Raw genomic sequence first — 7,320 nt, 5'->3', positions numbered from 1 at the left:
ACTTCAACTGGATAACTCACTCTTGTCCCCATAGAAAAAACACCTCCATGTTTTATTTCGGATCACAACGGTCCGTTTTCAAACTTGAAGGTGTTTTTTATTTGTCTCATCTTAGGGGGGTCAGTCCCATGTGAGGGTAGTTTTTTATGTGCTTTTTTTATTTCATTTTCACAGTAAAGAGCTTGGAGGTCTGTTTTTCCACAGAGCCCTTTGGTTCTTTATCAAGTCGTTCTACAAGATCACCATTCATGATGACAATAGGTGTCACGGTGCTGGCGGCCTTCTCTGCAATGAGTTCTAAATTACACGTAATGAGACGATCACCGGCTTTCACTTTATCTCCTTCTTTAATGTGCGCTTCAAATCCTTCTCCATTTAACCCAACTGTTTCAAGTCCGATATGAATCAGAAGCTCAAGCCCTGAGAGTGTTCGAATCCCAATTGCATGTTTTGTATGGAAGAGCTGAATGATTTCACCCTCTACTGGTGACACAATGGTGCCATTGCTTGGTTTTACTGCTACGCCGTCTCCCATCATCTTTTGAGAAAAGACGGGATCTGGTACATCAGTCATATCCATTAACTCCCCATCAGCTGGAGAATAAATGACTTCTTCCTTTACATCATCTTGGTTATTTCCGAAACCGAATAATTTTTTCAGCAATGTTCATTTGCTCCCTTCAAGCTTTGCTCCTAGATCTATTCAGCATATGGCCTTCGCGTCCATACACCTTGCTTCATTCAACACTATTTAATCATAATTTTTTTCTCCCAGCAATTAATAACCGCCTGAGCCCTTTTTGCATAGGTTGTAGATGAGAGGTGATTCAAATGAAACATGAAGGCGAAAAAAAACATGAATTGTTGGCAAATGAAGATATTCTATATGAAGCGATTGAACAATTTTTTGCATCTTCCCCGTTTCACGAGATTTTAAATAGTGCAGAGGCGCTCATGACTACGTCCCATTCACTTGCATCGATTACAACCGATGTGACAGAAGATGCTCAATTTGTGTATATCGACATTCAATTTCCAGACCATTTTGTTGAAGGTGATATTGCGCTAGAAGTCAAAGCTCAATATTTACACTTATCGGTGCAGGAAAAAATCAAAACAGAGACGACTTCCTCCTATTCCAGCTTTACGAAAACCATTTTAATGCCTGCAAAAATAGATGAAACAAACATGAAGAGTGTTTGGAAAGATCAATCACTTCGTGTGACCGCACCAAAGCTAACAACCCAATAGATGCTTCTATTGGGTTTTGCTATGCTTTAAAAATGCTTGTAAATCCTTTTGCCAATGAACCCACTTGATTCATTGTACTCATCATTTGCCCAGCTGTATCAAACATTTTGTTAAAGTCATATTGTCCATTCGTCTTTTTGAATTGTGACAGCACACTTTTAAATTGAGATGATTGCTGTTTTTGCGGCCTTGGCAAAGGATAAGGATTCATAGGCTGATGCATGGGCATCATACCTGATGGCTGCATCTGCGGCTGATTGATCACTTCTGGCTGCTGATAAGACTGGAAATTCTCTTGATATCCATAAGGCGCCTGGCTCATTCCACCTTGATATGGAGGCATGAAATATTCTGGAGGCTGCGGAGGCTGCTGCATGTCTGGATACGGAAAAGGTCCTTGCTGAAATTGGTTCAATTCATAAGGTTGCTGGTTTGAATAAGGGAACATATATCTCGCTCCTCTCGCTCTCAAAACATATTGATGTCAATGATATATTATGTTCAAAAACAGAAGGTGTGCCTAAAGCAGCCATAAGAAAAACGTAGGATGTTTCATCAGTTGTGCTCTTTGATTTCTTCTACTAAAAGGGTCAGTGTGTAGATCACCGATTCAACTAAATTTTTCACACGGAGTGCGTGCTGTTTACCAAAATAAGATTGCAGGAATACCTCTTTTCCATTTTCTTTTACGGCTGATAGCTGTTCTTCGTGTAAGTATTTAGGTTTAGCCTGATGAATAAACGAGATGGCAGCGGCAAGCCATTCTTCCATTTGCTTGTCAAATGTCACAACGGCCGGCTGAATGTCCTTGTAAAAATCATATTCTGGGTATTCCTTTTCAGCCTTTCCCTTTTGGTACTGCTTATACGCTTCTTCGATCCGAGTTCTCAGCTCTTGTGTATGTTTAAGTAATGTTTGATTATCCATAGTGTTCACCCCTATGAACCATCCTACCAAACGTTCACTTAATGCTCAAATAGGAGAGCTAGCCAGCGTGATATGCTGGTCTTGCCGCCAGTTTAAACTCGGCTGCATGAATCTTCAATTCACAGTCCTTCACTTCTGATTCAAGGCGGTCAATCATTTGTTCTTGCTCCTGATTAGCTGCGTGTTTTGTTTGCTCGACAGCAAGAGACAGCTCTGCTTCCACCGCATCAATCTTTCGCTCGATTTCCTCTAGCAACTGCATAATGGATTCTTTTGATACAAATTCGCTCATCATCAGATTCCTCCTTTATCGTCTCTCGTTACATTCTCTTTTCTTTTTCACCATCCTTCATACATGACAAAACTAGAAGCAAATCGCCAATCTAAGTGTAGATGAGCACTATTTCTTCATTTTCGACATGCGCTTGTCCTTCTTTGTATGATTGCGTCCGATTCTGTAAAGTCTAAGGACAAAGGAGGTAGATTTCATGAAAAAGCAGTCAGCACCAAAAGAGCAAAAGCCAAAAGGGAAAGAAAACAGTACAGATAGCCTTGATAAAAAGCTTGGCGGTCCTAATCGTCCAGCCACATAAAAAAGCAGGTACCCCCTGCTTTTTATTTATGCAAAAAATAGTGCTCTAATGAGAAAAGAAAACGAAGCTGCCTTTTTTTATGGAAGTACCAGTCGGTCAGCTCGATTTGTTTTGGTAACGGTTCTGCATCGAATAAGGTTGGATTCAATTTCTTTTGAAACCAATCTTCCCGTTGATCGTCTAATGAATGTGTGATCACCGGATAAACCGTTCGAAGGAAAGGTGTTGACCTTCTAGCGATCCCTAAAAACGGCTCAAAATCAAACCGAGACCCGGTATGTGGCACGGTATGCAAAAAATGATAAAAATCCGAAAACAAATCGGACCGAAATAATAGTTTCGCTAGTTTTTTTCCAAATGTAATGCGCTCCTTGACATGAGAAAACTTCCTTATAGTTAACCCATACAAATGCCCATCTACTGTTGGAAAAATGACCGTTTGAAAATGTCCCCACTCGCTGAAAAGATATTGAATCGAGTGAAAAACATTCTTTTTCAGAAGAGGATTTTGTATAATAGGAGATTGTATAGTATATTGTTCATTTATGATGAGTGCATAAAGCAGACGCTCTGTGTCACTCTTTAGCCAAAAACGTTCCCACTCAGCGATCATAAACCGAGACACGCAGAAATATGGCAACAGATGAAAAAAAGATTTGCTGCATCGCTTTGACCATTCATACAAGAGAAGCTGCGGGTAAGCATCAGAAAAGATGAGCCAATTTGCTCTTTCATATGCTGTAAAAAACAGGTGCCCTTGCTGATCAGTTAAACCAGGATGGAAAAGCTCGCCTTTTAAATCCGTCATCGACCACCCTGCATTTCTTGATACAAAAGAAGCAAGCAGTGACCATTTCATTTCTGGATGACGATCATAAAAGCGCTTGTAAGCATTTGTCCTCGTTAGGTTGTCTTTATTTTTCGCTTTCGTTTCACGTAAAATTTGCTGAGTAATGATGTACTCTTCATGTGACAACATGGTCATCTCTCCAATACAAAATGCAATAAAAGGAGGCTGAAACTTAATGGTTCGGTATCCAAACGGAAAATTGTATCACCCCCTTCAACAAATTGGGACAACAAAAAGAAGCAGCGGCGAATTCTCTTATAGTAATCGTGGGATGACGCTTGAGGCTGATTTAAATGAAACTAACCAGTACTATTTAGTAAACGGGATTGCTGTCATTCATAAAAAGCCTACCCCTGTTCAAATTGTCAATGTGGACTATCCGAAAAGAAGCGCTGCTGTCATCAAAGAAGCCTATTTTAAACAATCCTCGACAACAGACTATAACGGGGTCTATAAAGGTTGCTATATTGACTTTGAAGCAAAGGAAACCAAAAGCACCACCTCATTTCCGCTCAAGAATTTCCACGCTCATCAAATTGAGCATATGAAAGAGGTTGAAAAGCAAGGCGGAATTTGTTTTGTTATTATATCCGCTTTTGGCTCCGTTTATTATTTACCAGCTTCTGACCTCTTCTTCTTTTGGGAGCGACAGCAGCAAAATGGGAGAAAATCCATTAGCAAAGACGAATTAATGGGAGCTGGCCACTTAATAACACTTGGATATTCGCCAAGAATTGATTATATTAAAGTAGTGGAGACACTTCATTTTTCGGATGAATGTGAGCAACATTTAAGTTCGAAAAAGGTTTAACACGAAAGGTTGAGATGTGATGTCTGATCAATTTACAAGTCGTGAACAGCGACGTAAAGCAAATCAAAAGAACAATAAGAAGCAAAAGAACAAAAAAGGCAAAAAGAAAGCAGGTCTATTTAAAAAAATATTTTTATCTTTACTCGTGATCGGTCTTCTTTGTTTAGTTGCCGGAATCACAACTTTTGCCGTTTTTGTATCAAGCGCTCCTTCTATTGATGATAGTAAGCTCAAAACACCGTATTCTTCAAAGATTTATGATAAAAACAAGAATGTCATTGCAGAAGTCGGTGCTGAAAAAAGAACGTATGTCTCGATTAAAGATATACCCGATGTTGTAAAAGAAGCGTTTATTTCTACTGAAGATGCACGTTTCTATAAACACTACGGGATTGACCCAATCCGAATTGGCGGTGCTCTTTTAGCGAACATCGAGGATGGATTTGGAGCTGAAGGTGGAAGTACAATTACACAGCAAGTTGTGAAAAACACCCTTCTAAACAACCAAAAAACATTAAAGCGTAAAGTACAGGAAGCGTGGCTCTCTATTCAGCTTGAGCAAAAATACTCTAAAGATGAAATTTTAGAAATGTATTTAAACCGAATTTACTTCACGCCTCAGGCTTATGGCGTTGGAAAAGCGGCTGAACAATTTTTCGGTGTTACAGATTTAAATCAACTAACCGTTGCACAGGCTGCCACTCTTGCAGGTATGCCGCAGAGTCCTAACGCCTATAACCCAGTCAAACATCCTGAAGCAGCGGAAAAACGCCGTAATATCGTTTTAAGCCTCATGAAAGAACAAGGCTACATTACAGATAAAGAGTATGACGTAGCAAAAGCAACACCTGTCAGCAAGACCGTCGTCTCAGCTGATAAATATAACAGCCAAAACTCAAGTAAATACTCTCCTTTCATTGAAGAAGTCATGGAAGAAGTACAGAAAAAAGCCAAAGTTGATGTATCAACTGATGGACTTAAAATCTACACAACACTTGATACAAAAGCACAGGATCACCTAGACAGTATCATTAATGGAGATGCAGTCGGATTTACAAAAGGTATGCAGGCTGGTGTTACCCTGCTTGATACGAAAAATGGGGAAATACGTGCCATTGGCGGTGGACGTGATGTACCAGTCGGCGGTTTTAACTATGCCACGGATGCAAAACGCCAACCAGGGTCAACAATTAAACCAATCCTAGATTACGGTCCAGTCATTGAAAACAAAAAATGGTCAACGTATCAGCAAATTGATGATGCACCGTATACGTACTCAAACGGTACACCGATTAATAACTTTGACAGAAGACATTTAGGGAAAATGTCGATGAGAAGTGCTTTGGCACAATCACGCAACATCCCTGCCCTAAAAGCATTCCAAGAGGCAGGCACAGATCATGCGGTTCAATTCGCTAATAATTTAGGCATGGACTTACCGTCTGATATTCCAGAGTCCTACTCAATTGGAGGGTTTGACGAAGGTGTCTCTTCTCTAAAGATGGCCGGTGCATTTAGTGCATTCGGTAATAACGGGTACTATAATGAACCCCATGCTGTAACATCTGTTGAATTTAATGACGGAACAAAGCTTGACCTTACGCCAGACTCTAAAGCGGCAATGAGTGATTACACTGCATTTATGATCACGGATATGCTGAAAACAGCTGTACAATCTGGAACTGGTACACTTGCACAAGTACCGAACGTTCAAGTAGCTGGTAAAACAGGTACAACCAACTTTACACAAGATGATATCAATAATTACAATATCCCTTCTGGCAGTGCGAAAGATTCATGGTTTGTCGGCTATACGCCGCAATATACAGCTGCCGTTTGGACGGGAATTGGTAATTCAAAAGATGCGGACGGCAAAATGTGGCTCACAAACAATGAGCAGCGCGTGGCAAAAATCGTCTTCCAGCGATTAATTTCTCAAATTGATGACGGAAGCGGCTCATTTGAAAAGCCTGACAGCGTCGTTGAAACCACCATTGAAAAAGGATCAGATCCAGCTAAATTAGCCGGACCAAATACACCAAGTGACAAGAAGACAACAGAATACTTTGTCAAAGGTACTGTTCCGACAAAAGTGTCTGACACGTATGAGGAAAAAGAAGCGGATAAACCATCTGACTTAAAAGCAGTATATGATGAAGAGAAAAATTCGATTACGCTAACTTGGGGCTATGACGCCGATGCTACATTTAATGTGAAGCAAGCTGTCGATGATGGGGGCTATAAAGAAATTCAAAACAGCTCTGCTAAAGAAGCGGTCATCTCTGACGTGAAGCCTGGCTCCACATATAAATTCCAAGTGACCGCGACTGTAGAGGATGTCACAAGTAAAGCGGCTTCTACTTTCCTCACCATTAAAGATGACGGAGATGAAGAAGAAAAAGCAGATGATGAGAACAAAGAAGAAGAAGAGTCTCAGCAGCCTGATGATGAGAACAAAGAAGAAGAAGAGTCTCAGCAGCCTGATGATGAGCAGAAGCCAGATGATAAAAAAGATCAAGATCAAGGCGGAAATACGGAAAACGGCAATGACGGTTCCGGTGATGGCTCAGACAGCACAAATGGGAACAGCAGCTCACAGACTGATGCCAATAAAGATAAAAAGAAAGATGACGAGAAAGCCAATTCTCAAAGCTCAAATTCTACTTCTCGAAAAGAAGATGATTGATGTAAACAAAAAAGCACTTGCCTTAGGGACTGACCCCCGTTTTTGAGACAGGGATCAAAACACCTTTATACAGCCAATTGCCGATAGTTTATCGGTGATTGGTTGTTTAGTTTTGTTTGAATACGAATGTTGTTATAATAATAAATGTATTCTTTGACAGTGCGTTCTACGATGTTGGTCGTAGTTCGATCAATCCTGTTAA

Annotated in this window: 10 protein-coding genes; 4 read left to right on the top strand and 6 right to left on the bottom strand. The window is 40.4% G+C overall.

Annotated elements, in window-relative coordinates:
• Positions 1-157 precede the first annotated feature (157 nt).
• Positions 158-664, bottom strand: coding sequence for a PTS sugar transporter subunit IIA (locus tag LC033_RS16020; RefSeq protein ID WP_226570141.1), 507 nt, complete (start codon positions 662-664; stop codon positions 158-160).
• A gap of 167 nt (positions 665-831) precedes the next feature.
• On the opposite strand from LC033_RS16020, the gene LC033_RS16015 reads away from it, so the two are divergent.
• Complete coding sequence (locus tag LC033_RS16015; RefSeq protein ID WP_226570140.1) at positions 832-1,251, top strand: Hsp20/alpha crystallin family protein; 420 nt, start codon at positions 832-834, stop codon at positions 1,249-1,251.
• 19 nt (positions 1,252-1,270) lie between these two features.
• Here LC033_RS16015 and LC033_RS16010 read toward each other — a convergent pair whose 3' ends face one another.
• The 3 genes from LC033_RS16010 to LC033_RS16000 form a co-directional block, all read right to left on the bottom strand.
• Entirely contained in the window at positions 1,271-1,699 is a 429-nt protein-coding gene (locus LC033_RS16010) for a YppG family protein (RefSeq protein WP_226570139.1), read from the bottom strand.
• A 107-nt stretch (positions 1,700-1,806) separates the two neighbouring features.
• Entirely contained in the window at positions 1,807-2,178 is a 372-nt protein-coding gene (locus tag LC033_RS16005; RefSeq protein WP_226570138.1) for a YppE family protein, read from the bottom strand.
• A 58-nt stretch (positions 2,179-2,236) separates the two neighbouring features.
• Positions 2,237-2,470: a DUF5446 family protein gene (locus tag LC033_RS16000; protein ID WP_226570136.1), complete on the bottom strand. Its 234-nt coding sequence runs from the start codon at positions 2,468-2,470 to the stop codon at positions 2,237-2,239.
• 196 nt (positions 2,471-2,666) lie between these two features.
• Here LC033_RS16000 and sspM point away from each other — a divergent pair, with 196 nt between their 5' ends.
• Positions 2,667-2,771, top strand: a complete 105-nt coding sequence (gene sspM, locus LC033_RS15995; RefSeq protein ID WP_226570134.1) for an acid-soluble spore protein SspM — start codon at positions 2,667-2,669, stop codon at positions 2,769-2,771.
• A 22-nt stretch (positions 2,772-2,793) separates the two neighbouring features.
• Here the strand turns inward: sspM and LC033_RS15990 are convergent, their stop codons facing one another.
• The gene (locus LC033_RS15990; RefSeq protein WP_226570132.1) at positions 2,794-3,750 is read right to left on the bottom strand and encodes a DUF2515 domain-containing protein; all 957 of its coding nucleotides are present in this window, start codon (positions 3,748-3,750) and stop codon (positions 2,794-2,796) included.
• A gap of 46 nt (positions 3,751-3,796) precedes the next feature.
• Between LC033_RS15990 and recU the strand changes: the two genes are divergently transcribed.
• Together recU and LC033_RS15980 are read left to right on the top strand one after the other, a co-directional pair.
• A complete protein-coding gene (recU, locus tag LC033_RS15985) occupies positions 3,797-4,432 on the top strand; it encodes a Holliday junction resolvase RecU (RefSeq protein WP_226570130.1) in 636 nt (211 codons plus the stop codon).
• 19 nt (positions 4,433-4,451) lie between these two features.
• Positions 4,452-7,118 carry a PBP1A family penicillin-binding protein gene (locus LC033_RS15980; protein ID WP_226570128.1) on the top strand — a complete coding sequence of 889 codons (2,667 nt, stop codon included), beginning with the start codon at positions 4,452-4,454 and terminating at the stop codon, positions 7,116-7,118.
• Positions 7,119-7,183: 65 nt separating this feature from the next.
• On the opposite strand, the gene LC033_RS15975 is transcribed toward LC033_RS15980, so the two are convergent.
• On the bottom strand, positions 7,184-7,320 hold a 137-nt coding region (locus LC033_RS15975), incomplete at its 5' end, for an IS3 family transposase (protein ID WP_226570142.1).

The sequence above is a fragment of the Bacillus stratosphericus genome (genome assembly GCF_020524495.1).
Taxonomy (GTDB): Bacteria; Bacillota; Bacilli; order Bacillales; family Bacillaceae; genus Bacillus; species Bacillus stratosphericus_B.
The sequence above is the reverse complement of the archived record's forward strand: the minus strand, read 5'-3'. Positions and strand labels throughout refer to the sequence as shown.

Coding starts and splice junctions, on each gene's coding strand:
- LC033_RS16015 (WP_226570140.1), top strand. CDS start 832: ATGAAACATGAAGGCGAAAAAAAACATGAATTGTTGGCAAATGAAGAT.
- LC033_RS16010 (WP_226570139.1), bottom strand. CDS start 1,699: ATGTTCCCTTATTCAAACCAGCAACCTTATGAATTGAACCAATTTCAG.
- LC033_RS16005 (WP_226570138.1), bottom strand. CDS start 2,178: ATGGATAATCAAACATTACTTAAACATACACAAGAGCTGAGAACTCGG.
- LC033_RS16000 (WP_226570136.1), bottom strand. CDS start 2,470: ATGAGCGAATTTGTATCAAAAGAATCCATTATGCAGTTGCTAGAGGAA.
- sspM (WP_226570134.1), top strand. CDS start 2,667: ATGAAAAAGCAGTCAGCACCAAAAGAGCAAAAGCCAAAAGGGAAAGAA.
- LC033_RS15990 (WP_226570132.1), bottom strand. CDS start 3,750: ATGTTGTCACATGAAGAGTACATCATTACTCAGCAAATTTTACGTGAA.
- recU (WP_226570130.1), top strand. CDS start 3,797: ATGGTTCGGTATCCAAACGGAAAATTGTATCACCCCCTTCAACAAATT.
- LC033_RS15980 (WP_226570128.1), top strand. CDS start 4,452: ATGTCTGATCAATTTACAAGTCGTGAACAGCGACGTAAAGCAAATCAA.